The sequence below is a fragment of the Nioella aestuarii genome, assembly GCF_050896395.1.
GTDB lineage: Bacteria > Pseudomonadota > Alphaproteobacteria > Rhodobacterales > Rhodobacteraceae > Nioella > Nioella aestuarii.
Window position 1 is genome coordinate 1 of record NZ_JBPBBA010000022.1, and the last position, 24,497, is coordinate 24,497.

General features: G+C 62.2%; 25 protein-coding genes and 1 tRNA gene. 10 read left to right on the forward strand and 16 right to left on the reverse strand.

Going from position 1 to position 24,497, the window contains the following annotated elements; genetic code table 11:
* On the forward strand, positions 1 to 509 hold a 509-nt coding region (locus ACROHD_RS12905; RefSeq protein ID WP_432678367.1), incomplete at its 5' end, for a COG4223 family protein.
* An 11-nt stretch (positions 510 to 520) separates the two neighbouring features.
* A complete protein-coding gene (locus ACROHD_RS12910) occupies positions 521 to 2,104 on the forward strand; it encodes a heme biosynthesis protein HemY (protein WP_432678370.1) in 1,584 nt (527 codons plus the stop codon).
* Between the two features lie 199 nt (positions 2,105 to 2,303).
* On the opposite strand, the gene ACROHD_RS12915 is transcribed toward ACROHD_RS12910, so the two are convergent.
* Positions 2,304 to 2,379 (reverse strand) — tRNA-Thr (locus tag ACROHD_RS12915).
* Between the two features lie 441 nt (positions 2,380 to 2,820).
* Between ACROHD_RS12915 and trmD the strand changes: the two genes are divergently transcribed.
* Both trmD and ACROHD_RS12925 read left to right on the forward strand, forming a co-directional pair.
* Positions 2,821 to 3,633, forward strand: a complete 813-nt coding sequence (gene trmD / locus ACROHD_RS12920) for a tRNA (guanosine(37)-N1)-methyltransferase TrmD (protein WP_432678371.1) — start codon at positions 2,821 to 2,823, stop codon at positions 3,631 to 3,633.
* A 65-nt stretch (positions 3,634 to 3,698) separates the two neighbouring features.
* Positions 3,699 to 4,217: a DUF4329 domain-containing protein gene (locus tag ACROHD_RS12925; RefSeq protein ID WP_432678372.1), complete on the forward strand. Its 519-nt coding sequence runs from the start codon at positions 3,699 to 3,701 to the stop codon at positions 4,215 to 4,217.
* Positions 4,218 to 4,220: 3 nt separating this feature from the next.
* On the opposite strand, the gene ACROHD_RS12930 is transcribed toward ACROHD_RS12925, so the two are convergent.
* The gene (locus tag ACROHD_RS12930) at positions 4,221 to 5,528 is read right to left on the reverse strand and encodes an FAD-dependent oxidoreductase (protein WP_432678375.1); all 1,308 of its coding nucleotides are present in this window, start codon (positions 5,526 to 5,528) and stop codon (positions 4,221 to 4,223) included.
* Between the two features lie 350 nt (positions 5,529 to 5,878).
* Between ACROHD_RS12930 and rplS the strand changes: the two genes are divergently transcribed.
* Together rplS and rpmE are read left to right on the forward strand one after the other, a co-directional pair.
* Entirely contained in the window at positions 5,879 to 6,262 is a 384-nt protein-coding gene (gene rplS / locus ACROHD_RS12935; RefSeq protein WP_432678377.1) for a 50S ribosomal protein L19, read from the forward strand.
* Between the two features lie 11 nt (positions 6,263 to 6,273).
* A complete protein-coding gene (gene rpmE, locus ACROHD_RS12940) occupies positions 6,274 to 6,495 on the forward strand; it encodes a 50S ribosomal protein L31 (protein WP_071691256.1) in 222 nt (73 codons plus the stop codon).
* A gap of 63 nt (positions 6,496 to 6,558) precedes the next feature.
* Here the strand turns inward: rpmE and ACROHD_RS12945 are convergent, their stop codons facing one another.
* Both ACROHD_RS12945 and ACROHD_RS12950 read right to left on the reverse strand, forming a co-directional pair.
* A complete protein-coding gene (locus ACROHD_RS12945) occupies positions 6,559 to 6,903 on the reverse strand; it encodes an antibiotic biosynthesis monooxygenase family protein (RefSeq protein ID WP_432678378.1) in 345 nt (114 codons plus the stop codon).
* Positions 6,900 to 7,223, reverse strand: coding sequence for an NIPSNAP family protein (locus ACROHD_RS12950; RefSeq protein WP_432678381.1), 324 nt, complete (start codon positions 7,221 to 7,223; stop codon positions 6,900 to 6,902). Before ACROHD_RS12950 ends, ACROHD_RS12945 begins: the two co-directional genes overlap by 4 nt.
* Positions 7,224 to 7,299: 76 nt before the next feature.
* Between ACROHD_RS12950 and ACROHD_RS12955 the strand changes: the two genes are divergently transcribed.
* Both ACROHD_RS12955 and ACROHD_RS12960 read left to right on the forward strand, forming a co-directional pair.
* Positions 7,300 to 7,986, forward strand: coding sequence for an ArsR/SmtB family transcription factor (locus tag ACROHD_RS12955; RefSeq protein WP_432678383.1), 687 nt, complete (start codon positions 7,300 to 7,302; stop codon positions 7,984 to 7,986).
* 112 nt (positions 7,987 to 8,098) lie between these two features.
* A complete protein-coding gene (locus ACROHD_RS12960) occupies positions 8,099 to 8,908 on the forward strand; it encodes a division plane positioning ATPase MipZ (RefSeq protein WP_432678501.1) in 810 nt (269 codons plus the stop codon).
* Here the strand turns inward: ACROHD_RS12960 and ACROHD_RS12965 are convergent.
* From ACROHD_RS12965 to ACROHD_RS13010, 10 genes are all read right to left on the reverse strand, one after another.
* On the reverse strand, positions 8,905 to 10,800 hold the full coding sequence (locus tag ACROHD_RS12965; protein ID WP_432678386.1) for a beta-galactosidase: 1,896 nt from the start codon (positions 10,798 to 10,800) through the stop codon (positions 8,905 to 8,907). The genes ACROHD_RS12960 and ACROHD_RS12965 overlap by 4 nt on opposite strands.
* On the reverse strand, positions 10,797 to 11,648 hold the full coding sequence (locus ACROHD_RS12970; RefSeq protein ID WP_432678388.1) for an SMP-30/gluconolactonase/LRE family protein: 852 nt from the start codon (positions 11,646 to 11,648) through the stop codon (positions 10,797 to 10,799). The genes ACROHD_RS12965 and ACROHD_RS12970 overlap by 4 nt, the downstream gene beginning before the upstream one ends.
* On the reverse strand, positions 11,645 to 12,250 hold the full coding sequence (locus ACROHD_RS12975) for a 2-dehydro-3-deoxy-6-phosphogalactonate aldolase (protein WP_432678390.1): 606 nt from the start codon (positions 12,248 to 12,250) through the stop codon (positions 11,645 to 11,647). Before ACROHD_RS12975 ends, ACROHD_RS12970 begins: the two co-directional genes overlap by 4 nt.
* Positions 12,247 to 13,149 (reverse strand): 2-dehydro-3-deoxygalactonokinase, encoded by a 903-nt coding sequence (locus tag ACROHD_RS12980; protein ID WP_432678392.1) that lies wholly within the window; start codon positions 13,147 to 13,149, stop codon positions 12,247 to 12,249. The genes ACROHD_RS12975 and ACROHD_RS12980 overlap by 4 nt, the downstream gene beginning before the upstream one ends.
* A complete protein-coding gene (locus tag ACROHD_RS12985; protein WP_432678394.1) occupies positions 13,146 to 13,913 on the reverse strand; it encodes an SDR family NAD(P)-dependent oxidoreductase in 768 nt (255 codons plus the stop codon). Before ACROHD_RS12985 ends, ACROHD_RS12980 begins: the two co-directional genes overlap by 4 nt.
* A 259-nt stretch (positions 13,914 to 14,172) precedes the next feature.
* Positions 14,173 to 15,882, reverse strand: a complete 1,710-nt coding sequence (locus tag ACROHD_RS12990; protein WP_432678396.1) for an IlvD/Edd family dehydratase — start codon at positions 15,880 to 15,882, stop codon at positions 14,173 to 14,175.
* A gap of 22 nt (positions 15,883 to 15,904) precedes the next feature.
* Positions 15,905 to 17,248 carry an alpha-glucosidase/alpha-galactosidase gene (locus ACROHD_RS12995; RefSeq protein ID WP_432678399.1) on the reverse strand — a complete coding sequence of 448 codons (1,344 nt, stop codon included), beginning with the start codon at positions 17,246 to 17,248 and terminating at the stop codon, positions 15,905 to 15,907.
* Complete coding sequence (locus ACROHD_RS13000; RefSeq protein WP_432678402.1) at positions 17,245 to 18,093, reverse strand: carbohydrate ABC transporter permease; 849 nt, start codon at positions 18,091 to 18,093, stop codon at positions 17,245 to 17,247. The genes ACROHD_RS12995 and ACROHD_RS13000 overlap by 4 nt, the downstream gene beginning before the upstream one ends.
* 15 nt (positions 18,094 to 18,108) lie before the next feature.
* A complete protein-coding gene (locus tag ACROHD_RS13005) occupies positions 18,109 to 19,020 on the reverse strand; it encodes a carbohydrate ABC transporter permease (RefSeq protein WP_432678405.1) in 912 nt (303 codons plus the stop codon).
* Positions 19,021 to 19,138: 118 nt separating this feature from the next.
* A complete protein-coding gene (locus ACROHD_RS13010) occupies positions 19,139 to 20,401 on the reverse strand; it encodes an ABC transporter substrate-binding protein (RefSeq protein WP_432678408.1) in 1,263 nt (420 codons plus the stop codon).
* A 137-nt stretch (positions 20,402 to 20,538) separates the two neighbouring features.
* On the opposite strand from ACROHD_RS13010, the gene ACROHD_RS13015 reads away from it, so the two are divergent.
* Positions 20,539 to 21,318 carry an IclR family transcriptional regulator gene (locus ACROHD_RS13015; RefSeq protein WP_432678410.1) on the forward strand — a complete coding sequence of 260 codons (780 nt, stop codon included), beginning with the start codon at positions 20,539 to 20,541 and terminating at the stop codon, positions 21,316 to 21,318.
* A 24-nt stretch (positions 21,319 to 21,342) separates the two neighbouring features.
* On the forward strand, positions 21,343 to 22,395 hold the full coding sequence (locus tag ACROHD_RS13020) for an ABC transporter ATP-binding protein (RefSeq protein ID WP_432678412.1): 1,053 nt from the start codon (positions 21,343 to 21,345) through the stop codon (positions 22,393 to 22,395).
* A gap of 50 nt (positions 22,396 to 22,445) precedes the next feature.
* On the opposite strand, the gene ACROHD_RS13025 is transcribed toward ACROHD_RS13020, so the two are convergent.
* Together ACROHD_RS13025 and ACROHD_RS13030 are read right to left on the reverse strand one after the other, a co-directional pair.
* Positions 22,446 to 23,273, reverse strand: a complete 828-nt coding sequence (locus ACROHD_RS13025; protein WP_432678413.1) for an NAD-dependent epimerase/dehydratase family protein — start codon at positions 23,271 to 23,273, stop codon at positions 22,446 to 22,448.
* A gap of 17 nt (positions 23,274 to 23,290) precedes the next feature.
* Entirely contained in the window at positions 23,291 to 24,493 is a 1,203-nt protein-coding gene (locus ACROHD_RS13030) for an NAD(P)/FAD-dependent oxidoreductase (RefSeq protein ID WP_432678416.1), read from the reverse strand.
* Positions 24,494 to 24,497: the final 4 nt, after the last annotated feature.

The following is a 24,497-nucleotide window of genomic DNA, read 5'->3' on the forward strand; positions in this document are numbered from 1 at the left end:
CCCGCGTCGGCAACGCCACCGCCCAGGCCGCGCTTGGCCAGCTGCGTATCGCAGTGGCAACAGGTGCACCCTTTGCCGGGGCGCTGGCCGATGTCGCGGATGGCGCGGGCGTTGACATGCCCGAGGCGCTTGCCGCCACTGCAGAAACCGGTGTTCCGACGCTGGAAGAACTGCAATCCACTTTCCCCGCCGCTGCTCGTGCCGCGCTTCCCATTGCCATCCGCGAGACCGCAGGCGAAGGCACCATGAACCGTGTCACCGCGTTCCTGCAAAGCCAGGTCGGGGGCCGGTCACTTGAGCCGCAGGAGGGCGACAGCCCTGACGCCGTTCTATCCCGCGCCGAGGCTGCGCTGCGCGCCGGAGACCTTTCCGGCACCGTCGCGGAAGTAGAGACCCTGCCCGCTGATGCACAGGCCGAAATGGCCGATTGGATGGCCTCTGCCCAAACCCGCATCGCCGCGATGGAGGCGATGGACGCCTTCGCCGCTTCGCTCGATGCTGCGAACTAAGGGGGACCAACATGCTTCTCTGGTCGGTCCTCAAAATCATCATCTTCCTGACCGTCGTGGTCGCAGCGGCCTTTGGCGTCGGCTTCCTCCTGGAATCCGATTCCATGCTGCTGATCACAGTCGCAGGCCGCGAATTCGCGCTGACACCTCTGTCGGGCGTTGTGGCCGCTGTCCTGCTTCTGCTGCTGGTCTATATTGCGCTGCGGCTTCTGGGTCTGCTTGTCGCAACGATCCGGTTTCTCAACGGGGACGAAACCGCCATTTCCCGCTATTTCAACCGCCGGGCCGAACGCAAGGGCTATCAGGCCTTGTCCGAGGGCATGTTGGCGCTGGCCTCTGGCGAGGGGCGGCTGGCGATCCGCAAGGCCGAACGCGCCGAGGGCTATCTGAAGCGCCCTGAACTGACCAATCTACTGGTGGCGCAGGCCGCCGAGATGGCAGGCGACACCGCCAAGGCAACCGAGACCTACAAGAAGCTTCTGGCCGATGACACCACCCGCTTTGTCGGCATTCGTGGGCTGATGAAGCAAAAGCTCGACAGCGGCGATACCGATACCGCCCTGAAGCTGGCTGAAAAGGCCTTTGCCCTGCGTCCGCAGCATAACGAGGTGCAGGACACTCTGTTGACCCTGCAGGCCGGACACGAGGACTGGGCCGGCGCGCGCAAAACCCTTGCCGCCAAGCTCAAGGCCGGTTCCCTGCCCCGCGACGTCCACAAGCGCCGCGACGCGGTTCTGGCTCTGGCCGATGCCCGTGATGCCTTGGCTGAAGGCAAGATCGAAGCCGCAAGCAAAGAGGCCACCGAAGCCAACCGCTTGTCCCCTGATCTGGTGCCCGCCGCCGTCATGGCTGCCCGTATGGCCATCGAAGAGGGTAAACCCAAGATCGCCACCCGTGTGATCCGAAAGGCCTGGGACGCCGCCCCGCATCCCGACCTGGCCGCGGCCTTCGCCAGTATCGAACCCGAGGAAACCCCCGCCGCCCGCATCAAACGTTTCCGCGTGCTGCTGGCCAAGCACCCCGCTGATCCGGAGGTGAAGCTGCTGGAGGCGGAACTGCATATCGCAGCAGAAGACTACGCCGCCGCCCGCAAGGCACTTGGCGATCTGCCCGAAACCTCCCCCACGGCCCGGTCGCTGACCATCATGGCGGCGATCGAACGCGGCGAAGGCGGTGAGGATCGCGTCGTGCGCGGCTGGTTGGCCAAAGCCATCACCGCCTCGCGCGGGCCGCAATGGACCTGCGAAAACTGCGGCCATGTCCATGCCACCTGGCAACCGGTTTGCGAACATTGCGACAGCTTCGACACGCTGGCTTGGGCGGAAGCCCCGCAAAGCGAGTCCGCCTTTGCCGGAACCGCCCAGATGCTGCCGCTGATCGTCGGAGCTTTGGAGGATCGCCGGGACGTGCCAGAAAGCTCGGATGCGGAGCCAGAGATCGTCGAAGCCGAAACTGTACTCGATGCGGAGGACGACAGCGCAGACGCGGAGATCGAGGAAAACGACCCGCACGCACCCGGTCACGTTATGCCCGACATGGGCGAAGTGATTGATGATGCGGAAGCCAGGGAAACCACCCGCAATTCTGCAAACTAGGCAAACAAAACGGGGCAGGTTGGCAAACAGCCTGCCCTGCAGCCAGAGCCACAGGTATAGCCAGCGCCGCTTTCGAAACGCGTACCGCCGCACGCGATAAACTGGCGATAGCGCGCCTACATGACCCAGTCGACAACACGCGTTTCACACATGCTTCAGACTGCACATTCGTCCTGGGCGAATTGTTCGGGAAGAGGAATGGTGCCGCTGAAGGGACTCGAACCCCCGACCCCATCATTACGAATGACGTGCTCTACCAGCTGAGCTACAGCGGCATCCCTCTCTCATGTGGTCCAAGCAGTGCCCTGCTCGTTCCGGCGCGTCACCTGTAAGGAACTGGTTTTGAAGGCCATTCACGGGCAGGCCCGCTTCTTGATGAATGGCACGATCCACCAGTTGGAACCAGATCGGCGACGCCGCATGTGCTTTAATCGCTCAACGTCACACACGCAAGACAAAATCAGAGCCGAATTCAGTCGCTGAACACCGGGTCATTCGCGTCATATCACGACAATCCGCAAGGCGTTTATCCACCGTTCCGCAGTTCATCTGGTGGACATTGCGCACCCGATCATTTGGCAACGTAGTAGGTGCTCTGTCCGATCTCAGCAGCCCCTGTGAAGATTGGCGGCACCAGGCATGTGACAACGATCCGATGACCTATCCCAAGCAGCGTCTATTGTATCGCACGACGCTTGCGGGTAACCCCTTGGCCCATGTCAGACACACCCTCCAAATCCCACGGCCGACTGTCGATCAGCGCCAGCCTGAAGCCCCGCGATCTGATGACGCCGACCCCACGCCTGAAAGGGGCCTGGACGGCCAAGGTATTGACCCTGTTCCCAGAGGTCTTTCCCGGCGTTCTTGGCGCGTCTTTGACAGGTAAGGCGTTGCAACATGGGTTGTGGGCGCTGGAACCGATCGACCTGCGCATTTTCGGGGCGGGCAAGCATCGCAACGTCGATGACACGCCTGCCGGTGGCGGGGCGGGTCTTGTGATGCGGCCCGATGTTCTGGGGCGGGCGATGCGCATGGCCTCTAGCGGAACGCCGGACGATCCGGTGCGCTGGCCGCGCGTTTACCTTAGCCCCCGAGGCAAGCCCTTCACCCAAGCCGACGCGCAGCGCTTTTCGCAGGCCGAAGGGATGACACTGCTATGTGGTCGGTTCGAAGGGGTGGATCAGCGGGTGATCGACCATTTCGGAATGGAAGAAATTTCGATCGGGGATTTCGTTCTGACAGGCGGAGAGATCGCGGCGCAAACCGTAATTGACGCGACTGTGCGCTTGATTCCCAATGTTCTGGGCAATCAGGCTTCGACCGAGGAGGAAAGCTTCTCTGACGGGCTGCTGGAACATCCGCAATACACCAAGCCCGCCGTCTGGGAAGGTCGCGAGATTCCCGAGGTTCTGCTGTCGGGACACCATGGCAGGATCGAGGCCTGGCGCAAAGAGCAATCCGAAACGCTCACGCAGGAGCGCAGGCCAGATCTCTGGGCCGCTTATCAGGCTCGCAAGGACAAGAACTGACCGCTTTGCAAGCCACGTAGCCCCGGCTAGGCTTTGCCGAATGTTGTTCGATCAAAGGCTATCCCATGCGTACCGTCCTCTTGTCCTGCCTGCTGCTTGCCCCGCTTCCTGCTGCCGCCCAATCCGCTGCCGAAGAGGCGCTGATCCGGCAGGTCTTTGCACAGATTCAGCCGATCTCGTTTCGCGAGAATGTAGAATATTGCGGCTATGTTGGGTTGGACGATGACGGACAGCTGGTTGCCTCTCGGGCGACACGGGGCGACGAAGGCTCGTGCCTGTCGGACGATCCCGCCAACATCGCGGTTATCACCGCCTCCTACCATACCCACGGCGCATATTCCCCGGACTACTACAACGAGGTGCCAAGCGGCGACGATATGGAAGGTGACGAGGAAGAGGGGATCGACGGTTGGGTCGCCACCCCTGGCGGGCGGCTTTGGTATATCGACACCGAAGACATGATCACCCGACAGATCTGCGGAATCGGCTGCCTGGCCTCTGACCCCCGCTTCGTAGCCGGTGACATGGGCCATATCGAACAAAGTTATAGCTATAGCGAGCTCGTGCGTCTGCTGGAGGAATAGCGCCTAGGCGCGCAGCCCCTGTCCAGCCAGCCCGCGCACCCCCTGCGCCTGCATCGCGGCAACGACACGCACCGGGTCCAATGCCTGTACGGGGCCGTTCCCAGCCAGAACCAGCGCCGTGGCATTGCCTGTTGCCTGCCCCATGGCCATGCATTGCGGCATCCCCCTGATCGAGGCAAAGGCCACCGGATCAGCCGAGACATTGCGGCCCGCAAACATCAGGTTCTCTATCCGCTCCGGCACCAGGGCCCGGAAGGGCAGCGTGTAAAAGCCTTCTTCCAACGCCGCATCATGCGTCATCGCACCAGCTTCGCCGCGCATCACGTCATCAACCGGGTTCGAACAGGCGACGATCCCGTCATGGAACTTGGTGGCGGCGGCGACCTCTGCCCCCGTCAATCGGTGCATCCCATGCAGCTTGCGCGTTTCACGGACGCCAACGGTCGGGCCAAGCGCGGTCATCCAGGCGTTTTCAAACCCCGGCACCTCATCGCGCAGAAACGCCACAAGCTGCGCCACGCGGCGGCGACCCTCCTGCGTGGCGCGGGCGACGGCGGCAGGATCCGTGCCATCCACGTTGCGGATGATGACCGAGTTGCAGAAGACCGTGCCGGAATGAAACCCTTTCATCATGTATAGCTGCGCGAGGTCCGGGTGCAGCCGCCCTTGGGCCACGCCCTGCTCCGCATAACGTGTAAAATAAGGATCCCCCTCGGCAAAAACCTGATCCCAAGGCGCGTTCACCAGCAGAAAGGACAGCGTCACGCCCATCATCTTGCCGCTGGCGTCCCCCAGATCAAAGGGCACTCCGGCCTGCGCCGCGATATGCCCGTCACCAGAGGCATCAACGACCACTCTGGGCCGAAAGGCCAAAGCCCCTCGTCGATCCATCGCGGTGACGGCGGCAATCCGGTCGCCCTCCATCACCGGGGCCTCCACCAATGTGTTCAGATGCAGAAGAACGCCTGCCTCCTCCAGCATTGCGAACATCTCGATCTGTGCCATGTCGGGGTCATAGATCACCTCCGCCCCGAAATTTTCCAAGGTGGAATAGCGTTTCTCGGCGGCAGGAGGGGTCTGCGCAGCCAGCCTGTCCGTCAGCTCCTCGAACACTCCGCCAATCGACACGTCACAAGGGAACCCTCCACCCCAGGGCATACCATGGCAAAAGGCCATCACACCGCCTAGCCGGGCACCAGCCTCGACCACCCGCACCGACAGCCCCTGACGCGCCGCAGTGACCGCCGCGCCGAAGCCCGCCGTACCACCGCCAATCACCAGCAGGTCACAGGCAATCTGCGTCTCAGCCATGGCACGGTCTCCGTTTCCTTCTACGTCGGTCCGGGCTAGCATTCGTTCAGCGCACGGGGCTTTTCCATTTGCGACACTGTAGCAAACAGGCCCCTTGATCCCGCCCCCCTTCCCGCCTATACCCCGCCCGTCCCGGTCGGAAATCCGACTCGGGGCCGTTTTGCTATTGGCAGGACAGGTTGCAGCGGGGCTTTCTTCGGCTTCGCCTTACGATCCTGCCCCGCAAGACGCCACAAAGGAAAGACGACCTGATCTCTGGCGGGCGCCATGGCGAACCCGGAAGAAGACCAAGAGCTCTGAGGCGGACATCACATTCGTGGGCAAACCACGATCAGAAATGGAGAGCTGCGATGGATATTATCGCACAGCTGGATGCCGAGCAGGTCGCTGCGCTTGGCAAAGACATTCCGGATTTCAAGGCGGGTGACACCATCCGCGTTGGTTACAAAGTGACCGAAGGCACGCGCAGCCGTGTGCAGAACTACGAAGGCGTCTGCATCGCGCGCAAGAACGGATCGGGCATTGCCGGGTCGTTCACCGTTCGCAAGATTTCCTTCGGCGAAGGCGTGGAGCGTGTGTTCCCGCTGCACTCGACCAATATCGACAGCATCACCGTCGTGCGCCGTGGCCGCGTGCGTCGTGCCAAGCTGTACTATCTGCGTTCGCGTCGCGGTAAATCCGCCCGTATCGCGGAAGTTTCCAACTACAAGCCCAAAGCTGGCGCTGAAGCGTAAGGAACGGGACCATGAAAAAAGACACCCATCCCGATTATCACCTGATCGACGTCAAAATGACCGACGGCACCATCATCCAGATGAAATCCACCTGGGGCGCCGAGGGCGATCAGCTGTCGCTGGACATCGACCCCACCGTTCACCCGGCATGGACCGGCGGCACCTCGCGCCTGATGGACACCGGTGGCCGCGTGTCGAAGTTCAAGAAGAAGTACGAAGGCCTCGGCTTCTGAGCCTGGACGCCATTCGGATTTTGGAAACGCCGCCCTTTATCGGGGCGGCGTTTTTCTTTGGGGTCAGCCATTCACAGCGCGACTGTCCTCGGGTGCCTCATTCCGGTCGGTCAACCCATAGTCGCGAACAACATGGGCGACCCGGAGGCGATAGTCCCTAAAGACGCCACCACGGCCCGCTGCCTGAGCCGAGCGGTGTTGGTGGAGCGTTCTCCAGCGGACCACCGCCGCCTCATTCTCAAAGAAGGACAGTGACAGCAGCTTGCCGGGCTCGGTCAGGCTTTCGAACCGTTCGACCGAGAGGAACCCTTCGACTGCATCCAGCTCGGCCCGCAGACCCGCCGCAATGTCGAGATAGCGATCACGTTGCCCCTCGGCAGGGATAACCTCAAAAATCACCGCGATCATGGGCGGTCCCCATGCGGGGCGGAAGCCAGCTTCAGAAAGGTCCGGTCCTCTCGCAACAGGAACTTTTCCCGCTGCGCAAACGCATAGTTTTCCTGCCCGAGCGGGTCGCCCATCAGTCTTTGCCGATAGGCCTCATAGGCCGCGAGGCTTTCGATGTTGTAAATGCCATAGGCCAGGGTTGACGATCCCTCATGCGGTGCGAAATAGCCGATCAGATCGGCCCCGCAGCGCGGAATTGCCTGTCCCCAGTTCTGCGCATAGGTTTCGAACTGGGCTTTCTTGGTCGGGTCAATCTGATAGCGGATCACGCAGGTCAGCATGGTTTTTCCTTCATGGTTCGATATTGCCCGAAGCATATCGGTTGCCACACGCGAATGCTTCGGCTACGGTCGAACTATGAAAGACGGACCCGACATCGCCCGCATCGCCGCCCTAATCGGCGACCCTGCCCGCGCCAACATGCTGACCGAATTGATGAGCGGCAAGGCCCTGACCGCGACGGAACTGGCGGCGGAGGCGGGCGTGACCCTGCAAACCGCCAGCACGCATCTGGCGAAGCTGGAGGATGGCGGGCTGCTTCAGATACGCCGACAGGGGCGTCACAAATACGCAAGCCTGGCCAGCGATCAGGTGGCTGAAACGCTGGAGGCGCTGATGGGTCTTGCGGCTGGCACCGGTCATCTGCGCACCCGGACCGGCCCGCGAGATCAGGCAATGCGTGAAGCGCGGGTGTGTTATGACCATCTGGCGGGGGACATGGGCATCCTGCTTTATGACCGCTTGCTCGCTCAGGGCTGGTTGCGGGATGACCCCGAATTTCCAGTCGTCACCGACGCGGGTGCCACGCATCTTACAACCCTTGGCCTCGACATCCCCGCACTGCAATCCTCCCGCCGCCCGATCTGCCGCGCCTGCCTGGACTGGAGCGAACGGCGCAGCCATTTGGCGGGTGGACTGGGCCAGGCGTTGCTTGACATGATGCTTGCCCGCGGATGGGCCCGGCGCGTGCCGAACAGCCGCGTCATCCAGTTCAGCCCATCCGGAAAAACAGCGTTTCACAGGGCATTCCCCGCAATGGGCTGATTGCCGGGTCATTCGCGCTTAACACCACCCGCTTAACCCCGTATATTGCGCCCTAACCGATTTGCCCCACGAAATGAGGGCAAACGAGACCAAGACCGCGAAGGGGACACCGGTGGCGCATATTATCGTTTTCGGCAATGAAAAGGGTGGGTCAGGCAAGTCGACCACCGCCATGCATGTGGCCACTGCGCTTGCCCATCTCGGGCATCGTGTTGGCGGGTTGGATCTGGACCTGCGGCAACGCACATTCGGGCGCTACCTGGAAAACCGTCAGAATACGATCACCGCGCGGGAACTGGACTTGGCCACGCCTTTCCTGATCGAACTGCCGGAAATCGACCCGGCGACGCTCGGACCTGATGAAAACATCTATGATCGCCGCCTGTCCGCCGCCGTTGCCGATCTCGATCCACGCTGCGATTTCATTGTCATCGACTGCCCCGGTTCGCATACCCGTCTTAGCCAGGTGGCCCATTCGCTGGCTGATACGCTGGTCACGCCGATGAACGACAGCTTCGTTGATTTCGACCTCTTGGCCCGGATTGACCCGGAAACCTACGAGATCAAGGGGCCGTCGGTCTATTCCGAGATGGTCTGGCATTCCCGCCAGTTGCGCGCCAAGGCCGGACTGAAACCCATCGACTGGATCGTCGTGCGCAACCGCTTGGGGGCACAGATGATGCACAACAAGCGCAAGGTGGGCGAGGCGCTGACCAACCTGTCACGCCGCATCGGGTTTCGCGTGGCACCGGGCATGAGCGAGCGGGTGATCTTCCGAGAGCTGTTCCCCTCTGGCATGACGCTGCTTGATTTGCGCGCCATGGGCGTGGACCGGCTGAATATCTCGAACCTTGCCGCCCGGCAGGAACTGCGCGACCTGATGAAGACGCTAAACCTGCCCGGCGTGTCGGTTGATTTCTAACGCCAGGTGACCCCCGCAGCAGGAACGGTCACGCCGTCCCATGTTTGCGGTTCGGGATCGTAGTTGATCAGGAATTCGGTTTGACCGGCTTTACGGCGGCGCAGGCCACCGGGCATGTCGGTCACCTCGATCCCGGCAGCTGCAAGCACATCGCGCAGAAAGACGCCCATGGCCTCCGGGTCCAGCCATCCGCCCAAGTAGGTGATACGCCCATTCGTCATGGCCACCGGCTGACCGTCCGTGCAACGCAGTGTGACCTCTGCCTGACCCTCCAATTCCTCCTGCCAAAGCTGCACATGTCCACCACCTTCGACAGGCCGGGGCGTGTCAGGGCGCAGTGACTCCACGCGCGCCACGGTCACATCAAGACCGCGGATCGCGGGCGGCAAAGGCACGGGGATATGCATCTCGGCTGTCTTGGCATTGGTCCGGGGGCCAAGGATCACCGGCCCGTCATGGGCGGCAATCGCTGCCTTGAAGGGCTCCGATAGCGTCACCGCGCCGGGGGCCAAAACCAGCTTGTAGCCAGTCAGCTCAGCCGTATCCGGCGGAAGAATATCGACCGACTGGCCAAGCTTGCGCAGCGCTCTGTAGGTTTCGAACACCAATCGGAAATAATCCTGTCCCTGCCCCTGCGGCTGCACGGCCCAAGCCCATTGCGCCGCGTAGTCGAAAACCAGCGCCACCGGGGCTTGCGCCGCCTCTACCTCTGGCAGCCCCGCCAGTTCCCGGACCACTTGCGTGGCCTCGTGATAAGCCTGCGCGGGCTGGCTGTCGGGGCGCAACATTCCGGCATGCATCTGTTCCTGGGCAAAGGGGACTTGGCGCCAGCGGAAATAGCACACCGCCTCGGCTCCATGCGCAAACGCCTCCCACGCCCAAAGGCGCGCCATCCCGGGCAGTGGCGTGGGGTTGTAGGGCGCCCAGTTCACCGGGCCGGGCTGCTGTTCCATAACCCACCAGCGGCCATTCCCAACGGTGCGGTAGAGGTCGTGGTGGAAGGCTTGGAAATCCGGGTCGCCCTGCTGCGAGTAGCGCCGTTTGTGGGTGTCATCAGCCTCGACCCGGTCCTCCAGGAACCCCATCGGGTAACTGTCCCAGGTGGCAATCTCCATCTGGCGACCGGTGTCGTAATGGTCGAACTCGGTGATCCGGCCCATGTAATTGTGGGAAATTGGCGCGTCGGAATGGGCACGTATGATATCAACCTGCACGGCATTGAACCGTGCCACCTGGTCCGAACTGAAGCGGCGGAAGGCGAGACCTTGGGCCGGGTTAGGTTCCGTCACCGTCAGGTTGGGCAGGCCGATCTGATCGAAGCTCTGATACTCCATCGACCAAAAGACATTGCCCCAGGCCTCGTTCAGCGCCTCGATGGTGCCGTAGCGATCCTTGCACCACGCCTGGAACGCCACCCGCGCGGCGTCGGAATAGGATAAAACCGTATCGTGGCAGCCATATTCATTGTCCGTCTGCCACGCAGCGACATAAGGATTAGCCCCGTAGCGGTCCGCCAGCAGCCGGGTGATGCGCGCGCTTTCTTCGCGGTAGCCTGCATGGCTGAAGCAGTAATGTCTGCGCGATCCAAAGCCGCGCGGGCGCCCTTCTGCATCCACCGCCAGCATGTCCGGGTGCTTGTCCAGCATCCAGCGCGGCGGCGTTGCCGTCGGGGTTCCCAGAACAACCTTAAGCCCTGCCGCCCCAAGCGTTTCAATCGCCCGGTCAAGCCAGTCGAAGCGCAGATCGCCCGGCGTGGGCTCCAGCCGCGACCATGCAAATTCACCGATGCGGATCCAGGTCAGACCAAGTTCCGCCATGCGTGCGGCGTCCTCCTGCCACTGGGCCTCTGGCCAATGTTCAGGGTAGTAACAGGTTCCGAGCGTACGTTTCACAGGATGACCTCGTGTTCACGTTGTCCTTGGGCGATATCGGCGGCGACAAAGACCTGCCCGGCCAGCGGCTCTTCGGAAAGCGCCTCGGACGACAGGTCTTGCCGCGCGGTTGTCACGTAGAGGTCGCGCAGGTCGGGCCCGCCAAATGCGGGGCAAGAGGGCTGCGACACGGGCAAGTGCACGTCGCGCAGGACGCTGCCGTCAGGCGCATAGGCCCGAACCCGCGAAGAACCCCATTCAGCGCACCACAAATTTCCCTCGGCATCCAGCACGGCCCCATCGGGGTTGGGTCCATCTGGGCCATGATCGAGAAAGATCTCAGGCTCCCCCACTGGCCAACCATCCTTTTCCGACAGGCGCTGTCGCCAGACCTTTCCCGGCGCCGTGTCCGCGAAATGGGCGTAGCTGCCATCCGGTGCAAAACAGATCGCATTCGAGATGGTGATCCGATCGAAAAGCCGCCGAAGCTCTCCCCGATAGTAGCGCCAGATCGCACCCGCACCCGGTTCCGCCTGCTTTCCCATGGTGCCGATCCAGAATCCGCCCCAAGGGTCGGCGCGGCCATCATTCGAACGCGTCACCGGGTTGTCGGCCTCCAAGTGTGCAACGGTATCTTGCGCACCTGTTTCGAGGTTCAGCCGGATCAGATCCGTTTCCGTGGCGACCAGCAAAGCGTCCCGCCTCACCCATCCGGCGGCGGAGACATGGCGGTCGAATACCCAGTCCCGCCCCGATGTCAGCAGCCGCTTGCCCATGATATCAAACCAGAAAAGCTGCCCGCGTTCCGGGTGCCAGAGAGGCCCCTCACCCAATTCACAGGGGTGGGAGTCGAAGACCTGCACGGTCATGAGGTGGCCTCGTCGAAGGCTGTGACCAGTGCCGTCGCACGGCGGCTGATATCATCGGCAGACAAGCCGGGCGTATAAAGCGCGGTGCCAATCCCGAACCCGTCAACACCTGCTTTCCACCACTCGGCAAAATTCTCCGGCCCGGCACCACCGACCGCATAGACCTGCGTTCCTTTGGGCAGCACCGCGCGGATGGCCTTGACGCCGCCGGGGCCGAGCAGGCTTGCCGGGAAGATCTTCAGCCCATCCGCCCCAGCCCTGAGCGCCGCGAAACACTCGGTCGGGGTCATCGCGCCGGGGAAACTCTGCAATCCAAGGCGCTTGGTTTCGGAAATCACTGCCGTGTCTGTATTGGGCGACACGATCAGCCGCCCGCCCGCATCGGCCACTTCCCTCACCTCGTCGGCGGCTGTGACCGTACCCGCGCCGATCAGGGCATGATCGCCGAAAGCACGAGCCATAACAGCGATACTTTCCAGGGGTTCGGGGGAATTGAGCGGCACCTCGATCCGAGTGACTCCCGCAGCGATCAACGCCTCGGTGATGGGCTCAGCCTCGGGCGGGGTGATCCCGCGCAGAATGGCGATGATAGGGCGGCTCATGGGGCCTCCGTCAGCTTTGCATGGGCGAGGCGCAGCCCCGCAAGGGTCAGGGTTTCCGCGTCGCGGGTCAGGCAATGAACCCCTTGGGTTTCGAGCGCCCGCGCATAGAGTGCCACAAGCGCAGGCGCGCCTCCAATCAGAACCTGCTGGCCAAGCCAATACGGCCTCGCGGCAGCCAGTTCCGCGCCGATCAGCAGGCCGGAAAGGCGGCCCTTCGCGGCAGCGTTGGACTGGCCGTGCAAGAGCCCTTCGGCGCGGATGGTGAATAGCGATTGCGCGAGGCGTTCCGGGCGGGACAGAGTTTCCGCGACGGCGACGTCAAACGTTTCGCGATCGAATTCCTGACCGCCCACGGAATGGCGCAGGACCGAATGCTGCGAAAGCAGAGCGAACAGCTCTCCGGTCATGGCGGTGCGGAAACTGACAATCTCTTCCGCCGAGATGTGAATCCATTTCGTGTGCGTTCCCGGCAGGCAAAGGATGCCGTCAAAATGCGGGTTCTCGTGAATGACTCCAGCGGTCTGTGTCTCTTCCCCGCGCATCACGTCGGCGGGGCTGTCCTGACTGACGCCGGGCAGGATGTGGAGTTTGATGCGGCTGTCCCGCGTGGCGGGCATGATCGGCGCGGCCTCGCCGGGTTTGCAGGGGACGGTGCGATAGGGGGCCTCGACCCAGCCCTGTTTCGCGCCGACCATGCCGCAGGCGATGACGGGAGTTGGTTGGTCATTCAGCCAGGGGTTGATAAGGCGCAGGAGGGCCGGTTCGAACTCGGCCTGGGAGAGGCCTCCCATGCCGTCCGCTGACGCCGCCTTGTCCAGCACCGCGCCACTTGCGCTGATGGCCCATGCGCGCAGATGCGAGGTGCCCCAGTCGACCGCGATCCAATCTGCCCTTGTCATCCCGTCACCACGACCCCGCCGTCTATCACAAGCACCTGACCTGTCATCATTTTCGCACTGTCGGAGGCGAGGAACAGCGTGCCGCCGACGATGTCTTCGGGAGCCAGTGTATCCTTCAGGCACTGACGGTCCAGATGGGCAGCGAGACCTTCGGGCGTGACCCAAAGGTCTTTTTGTTTCTGGGTCAGAACCCAGCCCGGCGCCAGCGCGTTGACGCGAATGCGGTCAGGGCCGAGTTCGCGGGCAAGGCTACGGGTCATGGCGGTGATGCCACCATTGGCCGTGGTGTAGGCGGGATAGCCTGCATTGCCCATCATGTAGGAGATCGACGAGAAGTTGATGATCGCGCCTTTTCCGTTTTCTTTCATATGCTTGGCGGCAGCTTGGCAGGCGAAGAAATAGGCCTTGAGATTGATCGACTGGGACCAGTCCCAGAACTCTTCCGTCACCTCCTCGGTCGTGTGGCGCTTGTCGTTAGCGGCGTTGTTCACGAGCACATCGAGGGGGCCATGAGCTTCGGCGGCCTGTGCGATCGCGCCTTGGAACGCCGCGATATCGGTGATGTCGCAGGGCAGGAAAAGCGGGCGATTCCCGGTGCTTGCCGCCATCTCATCGACAAAGGCGGAGGCGTCGGAACGCTGCACGAAAGCCACTTTCGCCCCTTGTCGGAGGAAGCCCTCGGTCAGGGCCGCGCCAATACCGGAGCCGCCGCCGGTGATGAAAACGGAGGCGCCCTGAAGGTCGGGATAGGTCGGGTGTGTCATCTGTTCTTATCCTTCGAAAATGGGGGCGCCCCCACGTGCATCAGGCGTACACTCCCCGTGCAGGCGTTTTGCGGTTTCGCCGCCTGCCGGCGTCGATCCGTGAGCGGCCCTCCTCAACCCCCGGCTTGCGCCGGAGGCCTCGTCGGGCCGCGTTGCCACGGGATATCGGATCGGGGTGTGCATTGCATCGGCTGCTGTGGTGGCTGAGAGGGCTGGATGCCTCCGGCGGGAGTATTTTTACCAAGAAGAAAGGGGGCGGTCAGTGGCTTTCGCGGGTGACTGGGCGGGTGTCCTTGCCGACGAGAAAGTCGAGATCGGCGCCCTTGTCGGCCTGTAGAACGTGATCGACATACATCTTGGCGTAGCCACGCGTGTAATGCGGCGGGTCGGGCTGCCATGCCGCGCGGCGGTTGGCGAGTTCTTCGTCAGAGATGAGCAGTTCGAGCCGGCCTTCGGAGGCGGAGAGGCGGATACGGTCACCGGTTTTCACCAGCGCCAGCGCACCGCCGGCTTGCGCCTCGGGCGAGACGTGGAGGACCACGGTGCCATAGGCGGTGCCGGACATGCGGGCATCGGAGACGCGGACCATGTCGCGCACGCCCTGCTGGACGAGCTTCTTGGGGATCGGCATGTTGCCGACCTCGGGCATACCGGGATAGCCTTTGGGGCCGCAGCCCTTGAGCACGAGGATCGTTTCGGGCGTCACGAGCAGGTCATCACGGTCAACATTGTCTTTGAAGTCCTCGATCGACTCGAAGACATAGGCCTCGCCTTCGTGTTCCAGCAGCGCATCGGTCGCGGCAGAGGGCTTGATGATCGCGCCGTCGGGGGCGAGGTTGCCGCGCAGCACGCGCAGGCCCGCCGCTGGTTTCAGCGGATCGTCGAAAGCGCGGATCACGTCGCGGTTGTAGCATTCGGCTCCGTCCGCATAGGCGGAGATATCGCCACCGAGGACGGTTTTGGCGGTGCGCAACCGGTCGCCCAGTTCGTGCAGCACCACGGGCATGCCACCGGCGTAGCAGAAATCCTCCATCAGGTACTTGCCCGAGGGCATGCAGTTCACCAGCAGGGGAATGTCGCCGCCCAGTTCGAAATCCTTCAGTGTCAGGTCCACGCCGACCCGGCCCGCGATGGCCAAAAGGTGCACCACGGCGTTGGTCGATCCGCCCACGGCGGCATTGGCGAGGATTGCGTTTTCGAAGGCTTCGCGGGTGAGCACGTCAGACGGCTTTATGTCCTCGTCGACCATTTCAACGATGCGTTTGCCCGTCAGGTGAGCCAACGCCATGCGGCGGCTGTCGACGGCGGGAAGGGCCGCATTGGTGGGCAGGCACATGCCCATAGCCTCGACGAGAGAGGCCATGGTGGAGGCGGTGCCCATGGTCATGCACACGCCCTTGGAACGGCTCATGCCGGACTCGGCGGCCATGAAGTCCTGCAAGGTCATGTCGCCCGCGCGCACGGCCTCGGAGAATTTCCACACGTCCGTGCCGGAGCCTATATCGTCACCCTTCCATTTGCCGTTCAGCATCGGGCCGGAGCTGACAACGATGGTGGGCAGGTCGACGGACGCCGCCCCCATCAGCTGACCCGGAGTGGTCTTGTCACAACCGCCAAGCAGCACGACGCCGTCGATGCCATAGGCGCGGATCGATTCCTCCACATCCATCGCCAGCAGATTGCGGAACAGCATTGCCGTGGGCTTCATCTGGGTTTCGCCAAGGCTCATGACCGGGAATTCGACGGGGAAGCCGCCCGCCTCCCACACACCGCGCTTGACGCCTTCGGCAAGGTCGCGCAGGCCGGAGTTGCAAGGGGTGAGTTCGGACCAGGTGTTGCAGATGCCAATAATGGGACGACCATCGAACGCGTGATCGGGGAAGCCCTGGTTCTTCATCCAGCTGCGGTGAATGAACCCGTCGCGGTCGAGCTTGCCGTACCATGCTGCGCTGCGTCTCGTCTTGGTCATCGTCGGTCTTCCGTTCTGGCCCTCAGGCCGCTTTTTTCACCCGCGCCCATGCGGGCAGCCAGTCGCCATGGGCGGCCAGCAGATCATCGACGAGCGACCGGATCTGGCGCAAGTCCAGTTCGGCGGCGGTGTGCGGGTCCATCATAGCCGCGTGGTAGATATGTTCGGGGTTCTCGTCCAGCAGGGCGCGCACCGTCAGTTCCTGCACGTTTATCTGGCTGCGCATCAGGGCCAACAGCTGCGGCGGGATGTCCGCAACGACCGAGGGTTGCACGCCGTTCATGTCCACAAGGCAGGGGGTTTCGACCGCCGCACCCATGGGCAATTGCGGGATCTGGCCCCGGTTGGGCAGGTTGCCATAGGCAGTGAAGGGGCGGTCGGTGACGATGGCGTTCATCATCTCGGCGGCAAACTCGTGGCTTTTGGGCACGTCAATGCTGGCCTGCTGCGCCAGTTCGGCGGCCTGGGTCTTCCACTCCGCCACCTGTTCGATGCAGCGCTTGGGGTATTCATCGAGCGGGATACTGAATTGCTCGATCAGGTCCTCACGGCCATCCTTGATGAACCACGGGACATACTCGGCCAGGTGCTCGCTGCTTTCCGTGCAGAAATAGCCCAGATGATCCATCACGTCATAGCGGACCTTGTTGGCGCAGCGGGGCATGAGAAGCGGCGGCTTGGGTAGGTGCCCGGCGCGGTAGCCGTTTCGCAGGCGCGGGTAGAGCGAGGCACCTGTCGAGTCCTCCAGCCGAAGGAAGAAGGCAACGTGGTTCACACCCGCAACCTTGTAGCGGATGTCCGATTCCGCCATGTCGAGATCGTGGGCCAGTTCCTGCACTGTGTTCTGGACGGAATGGCACAGGCCCACCTGACGGATCTGCGGGAAGCGTTCGGCCAGCGCCCATGTGTTGATCGCCATGGGGTTCACATATTGCATCAGCAGCGCATCGGGGCAGACGGCGGCCATGTCCTCGGCCACCTTCCACAGGTGCGGCACGGTGCGCAGGCCGCGCATGATGCCCCCCACCCCAAGCGTGTCGGCGATGGTCTGGCGCAGGCCATAGGCCTTTGGCAGTTCGAAATCGGTGATGGTGCAGGGATCGTAGCCGCCGATCTGGAAGGCGGTGACAACGAAATCGGCCCCCTCCAGGGCGCGGCGCTGGTCGGTGTGGGTGGTGATGGTGGCGCCTGTCCCCATGGTCGCAATCATGCGGCGGGCGAGCTGTTCGGATTCAGCCAGCCTGTCAGGATCGATATCCATCAGCGCAATCTCTGCGTCGCGTAGCGCCTCGAAGTGGAGCATATCGCCCACAATATTGCGCATGAAGATGGTGGAACCCGCCCCGATAAAGGTGAGTTTGGTCATTTGACAGCTCCGAGAGTAAGACCTGCGATGAAGTGGCGTTGCATGGCGAAGAACATGGCGACGGGCGGGATGGCGGCGACGATGCTGCCTGCGCTCATCAAGTGATACTGCGCCACGAACTGGCTGTTGAAGCTTGTGATGCCTGCCGTGACCGGCTGCGCATCCGGGCCTTGGGTCAGGACGATGGCCCAGAAGTAATCGTTCCAGATGAAGGTGAAGATCAGCACGGACAGCGCCGCGATGGCGGGACGCATGAGGGGCAGAACCACGTACCAGAAGATGCGCCATTCGGCGACACCCTCGACCCGCGCGGCCTCGATCAGTTCATAGGGAAGCGCCCGGATGAAGTTGCGCATGAACAGAGTGCAGAACCCGGTCTGGAACGCGATGTGGAACAGAACCAGCCCTGTCTTGGTATCATAAAGCCCGGTCGACACGGTCAGGTCACGCACAGGGACCATCAGGATCTGGAAGGGCACGAAGTTGCCCGCGATGAACATGAAGAAGATCAGCAGATTGCCCCGGAACCGGTAGATACCAAGTGCAAAGCCGGTCATGCAGGACAGCGCCACTGCGCCGATCACCGTGGGCACGGTGATGAAGACTGAGTTCAGCAGGTAGCGCGGCATGTCGGATTCAAAGAACACCCGGCCATAATTGGCAAAGAGGTCGAAAGACGACGGAATGCCCCAATAGTTGCCGTTGGTAAAATCACTGAGCGGCCGGACCGAAAACAGCATGACAGCCAGCAAGGGCAGCAGCCACATGATCAACGCCAGCGGCAGCAGTGTCTGATAGGTGATCTGCGTTGCGCGGCTGCGTTTCTGAATCGGGGTGGGGAACATCTGCTTTCTCCTCGCTCAGCGCCGCGCTTCACGCTCGTCGCGCCACATTTGCCACAGGAAGTAGCCGATGAAGACCAGCATGATCATGAACAGCACCACCGCGATGGCAGAGCCATAGCCCATGCGGAACCCGTATTCAGACAGCGCTTTTTCGAACATCAAGTAGCTCAGCACGCGGGTCGAGCCAAAAGGCCCGCCGCTGGTCATGATGGAAATCAGGTCAAAGCTGCGTAGCGCGCCGATGATCGTGACCACGAAGGCGATGAAGGTCGCGGGCTTCAGCTGTGGCAGCACGATATGCCAAAGCATCCGCCAGCCCTTGGCGCCGTCCAGCCGCCCGGCCTCGATCTGCTCGGGGTCCACTGCGTTGAGGCCGGTCAGGTACAAGATCATGCAATAGGCCGTCTGCGGCCAGAGACCGGCAGCGATAATTCCATAGGTGGCAAGATCGGGGTCGCCCAAGACGTTGATGGGACCCGCGCCAAACACCGCCAGCACCGCGTTCAGCAGCCCCTCTCGCGGCAGGTAGAACCACGAAAAGACAAGGCCCACAACGACCTGAGACAGCACGAAGGGAAAGAAGAACAGCGATTTATAGAGCCGGATGCCGGTGACGGTCTGATTCAGGAACAAAGCAATCAGCAGCCCCGCCGGGATCGCAAGCAGGTAGAGCGCCAGCCATTTGAGGTTGTTCCAAAGCGAGGTTTCAAAGGCGCGGTCATCGACGAGTTCGCGGTAGTTATCAAGGCCGATATAGGTCGCCTCGCCCAAGCCATCCCAGTCGTAGAGCGAGATGTTGAAAGACTGGAAAATCGGGCTGATCACATAGACCACAAAGAACAGTAGACCGGGCAACAGGAACAGCAGTGGCGTCACCGTCATGCGGTTCTTTTGCAGCCAGCTGCGGGTGTCGGTGGCGGGGGTCATGTCCTATCCTCCGTTGGACAGCGCATTCGAAAACCGCGCGCGGCAACAGCGCGGCTTGCGGATACGCGGGGGGTGCGCGCCCCGCCCCTTATGGGGGCGAGACGCAGTTTATCAGAGTTTATTCGTAGATGCGCTGACGCGCGTCTTCCAGACGTTCCAGGATGTCGTCCAGGTTGTCGGGGAACACCATGAACTCCTGAAGTCCTTCCATGCCGATCGCGGCCATTTCCGCCGGCCAGTCACGGTCGAAGAACTGGGCGATCCCGCCGGTGGCGTTCTGGCTCAGCATCTCGAAGCCTTGCTGGATGAATTCATCATCCGCCACGGCCGCGTTCGCGTTCACGGGCAGCTGGCCAAGGCCATCGGGGCCGTTGATCCGGGCCTGAACGTCCGCCGAGGTCACGAAGCGCAGGAACTCCTGTGCCGCTTCCACGTTCTGTGCACCCGAGGGGATGTGGAACGTGTCGGTGGGGGCGTCTTCACCCATCGGCATACCTTCGACGATGGCCGGGAACTGGTAAAAGTCGATCTGGTCATCGCTCAGACCCGCTTCACGCAGGTGCGGCACAACGAAGTTGCCCATCAGGTAGGCGGTGGCTTCACCGTTGACGAAGAAGGGTAGTGCCTCTTGCCAGGAATAGGTCTGGTGGTCGTCGATGAAGGCGCCCATGTCGATCAGGCGGCGCCAGTTGGCGAAGGTTTCGCGAACGCGCTCATCCGTCCAGGGCACTTCACCGCGGGCCAGTTCCATGTGGAAGTCAAAGCCGTTGGTGCGCATGTTCAGGTAGTCGAACCAGCCACCGGCGGTCCACAGGTAGCGCGAGCCGATGGTGTAGCAGCTGCGGCCTGAATCGACGATCACCTGACAGTTGGCGATCTCTTCCTCGAAGGTGGTGGGTTCAGACAGGCCAAGCTCGTTGAAGATGTCTTCGCGGTAATAGATGCCCCACTGGTAGTAGGTATAGGGCACGCCCCACTGGCGGTCGTCGATGGTCATCGCGCCGCGCACCGATTCCAGACCGGCGAAATCGCCCGCGTCCCACATGTCGGTGATGTCCATGAACAGGCCCGCATCCACATAGGGGCCCATGCGGTTGGCGGCGTACCAGTTCACCACGTCGGGGGCATTCGCCGTGAGCGCGTTGCGGATCTGGGTTTTCCACGCTTCGCGGTCGACGACGGTCAGCTCGATCTCGAGACCGGGGTGCATTGCCCCGAATTCTTCGACGAGCCCTTCCATGATCGCGCGCGGGGCCGGGTTCGACATGTCCGAGAAGATGCGAAGGTCGCCGGTCAGGCCGTGACCATCGGCGAATGCCATGGTGGAAAGCATAGTTGTCGCCGCCAGCGCGGCCAGCGGTGTCTTGATGATGGAACGCATAGTGTCCTCCCTTGGTTCCACTTGACGAAACGGTTTCATTATTTGAAACTAGGTTTCTATAGTTGAAAACATGCCGGATGCCGGATACTGTGTCAACAGTTTCCTCCGAGTCTGAGGATACGAAGGGGAGGTCTTTCATGGCGAAGTCAGGCGACGGGACGGTCGGCAAGGCATTGGATGTCTTGGATTCCGTGGCAGCCGCGGGACATCCGGTGAAATTCACCGAGCTGCTGGAGAAAAGCGATCACCCCAAGGCGACGCTCTACCGGTTGCTCCAGACACTTACGAATCAGGGGATGCTGTCGCATGACCCCGACACGGGCAGCTATTCGCTTGGCCTGCGTCTGGTGAAGCTGGCCCATTCCGCCTGGAAGCAGGCAACGCTGGCCACAGTTGCGCGGCCCTATGTCGATGTGCTGGCCGCCAAGGTGGGCGAGACCATCCACCTAGCGCAGATGGAATTGGGGCAGGTTCTGTTCGTCGACAAGCAGAAGATGAGCGACCGGTTCGAAACACTGGCACAGACCGGAACGGTTGCGCCGGGATATTGCACCGGGGTGGGCAAGGCCATCTTGGCCCATATGACGCCCGAGCGGCTGGAACGCGCCCTGCGCCAGCAGTTGTTTCTTGAAAACACGCCATCGACGCATACCAGCCCCGAGACGCTTCTCAAGGAGTTGGAGGAGATCCGCGCCGAGGGTGTGGCCTTCGACCGAGAGGAACACGAGGCCGGCATCATCTCGATTGCCGCGCCGATCCTGACCAATGGGGGGCGTGTCATCGGGGCGCTGTCCATTGCGACCTCTACCACCCGTCACTCGCTCGACAGTATCCGCGCCTTTGAGCCTGATCTGCTCGAAACTGCCCGCAAAATCGGGGATGAAGCCACCGCGTGGCAATTCCCCACCGTCAATTGACCCCAGTCTGGGAGGACCAAGGACATGTCCGGTGTAACGCTGAACAAGGTCATTAAGAAATACGGTGAAACGCAGGTGATCCACGGGGTCGATCTGCACATCGAGGACGGCGAGTTCTGCGTCTTCGTCGGCCCCTCTGGCTGCGGCAAGTCTACGCTTCTGCGGATGATCGCGGGGCTGGAGGAAACCACCGACGGACAGATCGCCATCGGCGCGCGGGATGTGACGCGGATGGATCCGGCAGAGCGAGGCGTCGCGATGGTGTTTCAGACCTATGCGCTCTACCCGCATATGACCGTTGAGGAAAACATGGGGTTCGGATTGCGGATGAACGGCCATCCCAAGGCCGAAATCAAGGCCAAGGTGGCGGAAGCAAGCCGCGTGCTGAAGCTAGACGACTACCTGAAGCGCAAGCCAAAGGCGTTGTCTGGCGGGCAGCGGCAACGGGTGGCCATCGGGCGCGCGATTGTACGGGGCCCCGAGGTGTTCCTGTTTGACGAGCCGTTGTCGAACCTCGATGCGGAACTGCGCGTCGAGATGCGGGTAGAGATTGCCCGGCTACACAACGAGATCGGCGCGACGATGATCTATGTGACCCACGATCAGGTCGAGGCGATGACGCTGGCCGACAAGATCGTAGTGCTGCGCGGTGGCGTGATCGAACAGGCGGGCAAGCCGCTGGACCTGTATAACGACCCCGACAACCAGTTCGTGGCGGGCTTCATCGGCAGCCCCGCGATGAATTTCTTCCCCGGACGGGTTGCGGGTGGCAAAGTCCGCGTACCGGGACTTGATGTGATGGGACTGGATGCGCCGCGGGCGGCCAGTGACGGGCCTGTCACAGTCGGCGTGCGTCCGCAGATGCTGCGGCTGGCAGAAGGCGACACGCACACCGTCGATCTGTCAGAGCAACTGGGCGGAGTGGCCTATCACTACTTGGTGGCGGGTGACGGCACGCGAATCACGGTCGAAGCCCATGACCAGAGCGCACCCAAACCCGGCAGCAAGGTCGGCCTGAGCGTGGCCGACAACGCGGCGCTGTTCTTTGACGGCGCAAGCGGAGAGCGGTTGCGGTAAGAAAGCCGGGTGAACTCACCCATCCTTGGCGGGGATGTTGGGGTGGCGCCCTATTCCTCGTCCGGGATGTTCAGCAGCGACTTGGCCCCTTCCCCGAGCGGGATCGACGCGAACGGCCCGCCATGGCACATCTGGCCGGGGTCGGTTGGGTCGTGGGGGCCGGTTTCCGCCAGAATACGCTCTGCAAACTGCTCTGCATTGTCATTGGGCCGATAACCCAGGAACGCCGCGCCGCTGTTGTCGACCGGGCAGCGGTCATTGTCTGACACACCGTAGATGATAGAGAACCCGGCGACCGGCGTATCTATTGCCCGCGTCACAAGCTGCACCAAGTCCCCATCGGACAGCCAGCTGCCCAGGGCTCGTGCATTGCCCACGGGAGCACAGGACAGAATCCGCAGGCACACCGCCTCTAGCCCACGTTTTTCCCAGTACATGCGCCCCAGATCTTCTGCGAAGCATTTGGCCAGCCCATAGAACCCGTCGGGCCGGTGCGGCACATCGAGGCCGATGCACTCAGTTTTGGGGTACATCCCAACCGCATGGATCGACGAGGCATAGACCACGCGGCTTAGTCCATGCTGATACGCGGCTTCCCAGATGTTGTAGGCACCGATGAAATTGGGTCCAAGCAGCTCTTCGAACGGGGCCTCGTCCACAATCGCCCCGAAATGGACGACCATGTCAGCGCCCTCCAGCAGTGCCATGATCGCGGATTTATCGGCCAGATCGGCGCGAATATAGGTCTCGTTCGATTTTAGCTCCGCCAGGCTTTCAACGATATCCGATGTGACCAACTCTTCGCACATCTGCGACAACGGCCCGCGCAGGATGGTGCCAAGCCGCCCGGCGGCCCCGGTGAGGACGAGTTTCTTCATGGATATCTCCTTCGGGGTCAGATGACGGCGCCTTCGACCATGGCTTCACCCTTTGCGACGCGGTCATAGCTGAAGGGGGAAAGGTCGAAGCTGCGATATTCGCCGTGGGTGATCCATTCGGCAAGACCGCGGCCCATGGCGGGGGATTGTTGCAGCCCATGGCCGGAAAATCCGTTCATGAACAGGAAGTTTTCCACCTCGGGATGCGGGCCGAGAACGGCGTTCTGGTCGAGCGTGTTATAGGCATAGTGCCCGGTCCATTCGGTCACGATGCGGATCGACTCGAAGGCCGGGATACGGGTGGCGAGGATCGGCCAGACGTGGTTTTCCCACAAGCCGTGGTCCATGTTGAAATCGGATGGGTCGGCGGCCGGGTCCGGGTCGCCCTTGCTGCCGGCAAGATAGGTGGTGGGTCCATCCTGACGCACATGCACGCCAGACGGGTCGATGGTCAGCGGCAATTCCCGGTCGAGCGGCGTTTCAGCGGTGAAGATCCATGTGTAGCGCTTGCGGGGTTCCACCGGCAGATGCAGCCCCGCCATTGCCGCCACGCGGGCGGCACGGGGACCGGCGGCATTCACCACCTGCCCGCAGGCGATGGTCTGGCCATCCGCCAGCGTCACGCTTTCAATGCGCCCGCCCTTGCGGGTCACGGCGGTTACTTCGCCCTGAACATACTCGATCCCGCGCGCCTGCGCCTTCCGGCGGAACCATTCAAACAGCGTTCCGCCATCCCAATAGCCCTCGTCCTTGGTGTTGATGCTGCCAAGAACGATCCCGTCGAGGTCGTAAAACGGATAGTCGGCGGCGATCTGATCGGGCGTCAGCAGGCGGGTTTCGGCCCCGGCGGCCAATTGCACCTTCTGGTTGGCGCGTAGCACGTCGGCAAAGGCCTGATCCCCGGCGAGATAGAGATAGCCGTAATTCTGGACAGAGAGGTTCGGCACCCGTTCATCCCCGCCCATATTGGCGCGCAGATCCTTGATGAACTCTGCCGTAAACTGGGAAATCCGCACATTCAGCTCTGTCGAGAACTGCTGGCGGATGCAGGAATTCGTGTGTGCGGTGGAACACCACTGATAGCTCGGGTCGCGTTCCACGACCAAAACCGAGCCGTTGAAATCGGTATTCTCGGTCAACCACCATGCCAGCGAAGATCCCATGATCGCGCCGCCGATGATGACGACGTCATAGGATGATTTTTCCGGAACGGTTTTCATGATC

Coding starts and splice junctions, on each gene's coding strand:
- ACROHD_RS12910 (WP_432678370.1), top strand. CDS start 521: ATGCTTCTCTGGTCGGTCCTCAAAATCATCATCTTCCTGACCGTCGTG.
- trmD (WP_432678371.1), top strand. CDS start 2,821: ATGTCAGACACACCCTCCAAATCCCACGGCCGACTGTCGATCAGCGCC.
- ACROHD_RS12925 (WP_432678372.1), top strand. CDS start 3,699: ATGCGTACCGTCCTCTTGTCCTGCCTGCTGCTTGCCCCGCTTCCTGCT.
- ACROHD_RS12930 (WP_432678375.1), bottom strand. CDS start 5,528: ATGGCTGAGACGCAGATTGCCTGTGACCTGCTGGTGATTGGCGGTGGT.
- rplS (WP_432678377.1), top strand. CDS start 5,879: ATGGATATTATCGCACAGCTGGATGCCGAGCAGGTCGCTGCGCTTGGC.
- rpmE (WP_071691256.1), top strand. CDS start 6,274: ATGAAAAAAGACACCCATCCCGATTATCACCTGATCGACGTCAAAATG.
- ACROHD_RS12945 (WP_432678378.1), bottom strand. CDS start 6,903: ATGATCGCGGTGATTTTTGAGGTTATCCCTGCCGAGGGGCAACGTGAT.
- ACROHD_RS12950 (WP_432678381.1), bottom strand. CDS start 7,223: ATGCTGACCTGCGTGATCCGCTATCAGATTGACCCGACCAAGAAAGCC.
- ACROHD_RS12955 (WP_432678383.1), top strand. CDS start 7,300: ATGAAAGACGGACCCGACATCGCCCGCATCGCCGCCCTAATCGGCGAC.
- ACROHD_RS12970 (WP_432678388.1), bottom strand. CDS start 11,648: ATGACCGTGCAGGTCTTCGACTCCCACCCCTGTGAATTGGGTGAGGGG.
- ACROHD_RS12975 (WP_432678390.1), bottom strand. CDS start 12,250: ATGAGCCGCCCTATCATCGCCATTCTGCGCGGGATCACCCCGCCCGAG.
- ACROHD_RS12980 (WP_432678392.1), bottom strand. CDS start 13,149: ATGACAAGGGCAGATTGGATCGCGGTCGACTGGGGCACCTCGCATCTG.
- ACROHD_RS12985 (WP_432678394.1), bottom strand. CDS start 13,913: ATGACACACCCGACCTATCCCGACCTTCAGGGCGCCTCCGTTTTCATC.
- ACROHD_RS12990 (WP_432678396.1), bottom strand. CDS start 15,882: ATGACCAAGACGAGACGCAGCGCAGCATGGTACGGCAAGCTCGACCGC.
- ACROHD_RS12995 (WP_432678399.1), bottom strand. CDS start 17,248: ATGACCAAACTCACCTTTATCGGGGCGGGTTCCACCATCTTCATGCGC.
- ACROHD_RS13000 (WP_432678402.1), bottom strand. CDS start 18,093: ATGTTCCCCACCCCGATTCAGAAACGCAGCCGCGCAACGCAGATCACC.
- ACROHD_RS13005 (WP_432678405.1), bottom strand. CDS start 19,020: ATGACCCCCGCCACCGACACCCGCAGCTGGCTGCAAAAGAACCGCATG.
- ACROHD_RS13010 (WP_432678408.1), bottom strand. CDS start 20,401: ATGCGTTCCATCATCAAGACACCGCTGGCCGCGCTGGCGGCGACAACT.
- ACROHD_RS13015 (WP_432678410.1), top strand. CDS start 20,539: ATGGCGAAGTCAGGCGACGGGACGGTCGGCAAGGCATTGGATGTCTTG.
- ACROHD_RS13020 (WP_432678412.1), top strand. CDS start 21,343: ATGTCCGGTGTAACGCTGAACAAGGTCATTAAGAAATACGGTGAAACG.
- ACROHD_RS13025 (WP_432678413.1), bottom strand. CDS start 23,273: ATGAAGAAACTCGTCCTCACCGGGGCCGCCGGGCGGCTTGGCACCATC.
- ACROHD_RS13030 (WP_432678416.1), bottom strand. CDS start 24,493: ATGAAAACCGTTCCGGAAAAATCATCCTATGACGTCGTCATCATCGGC.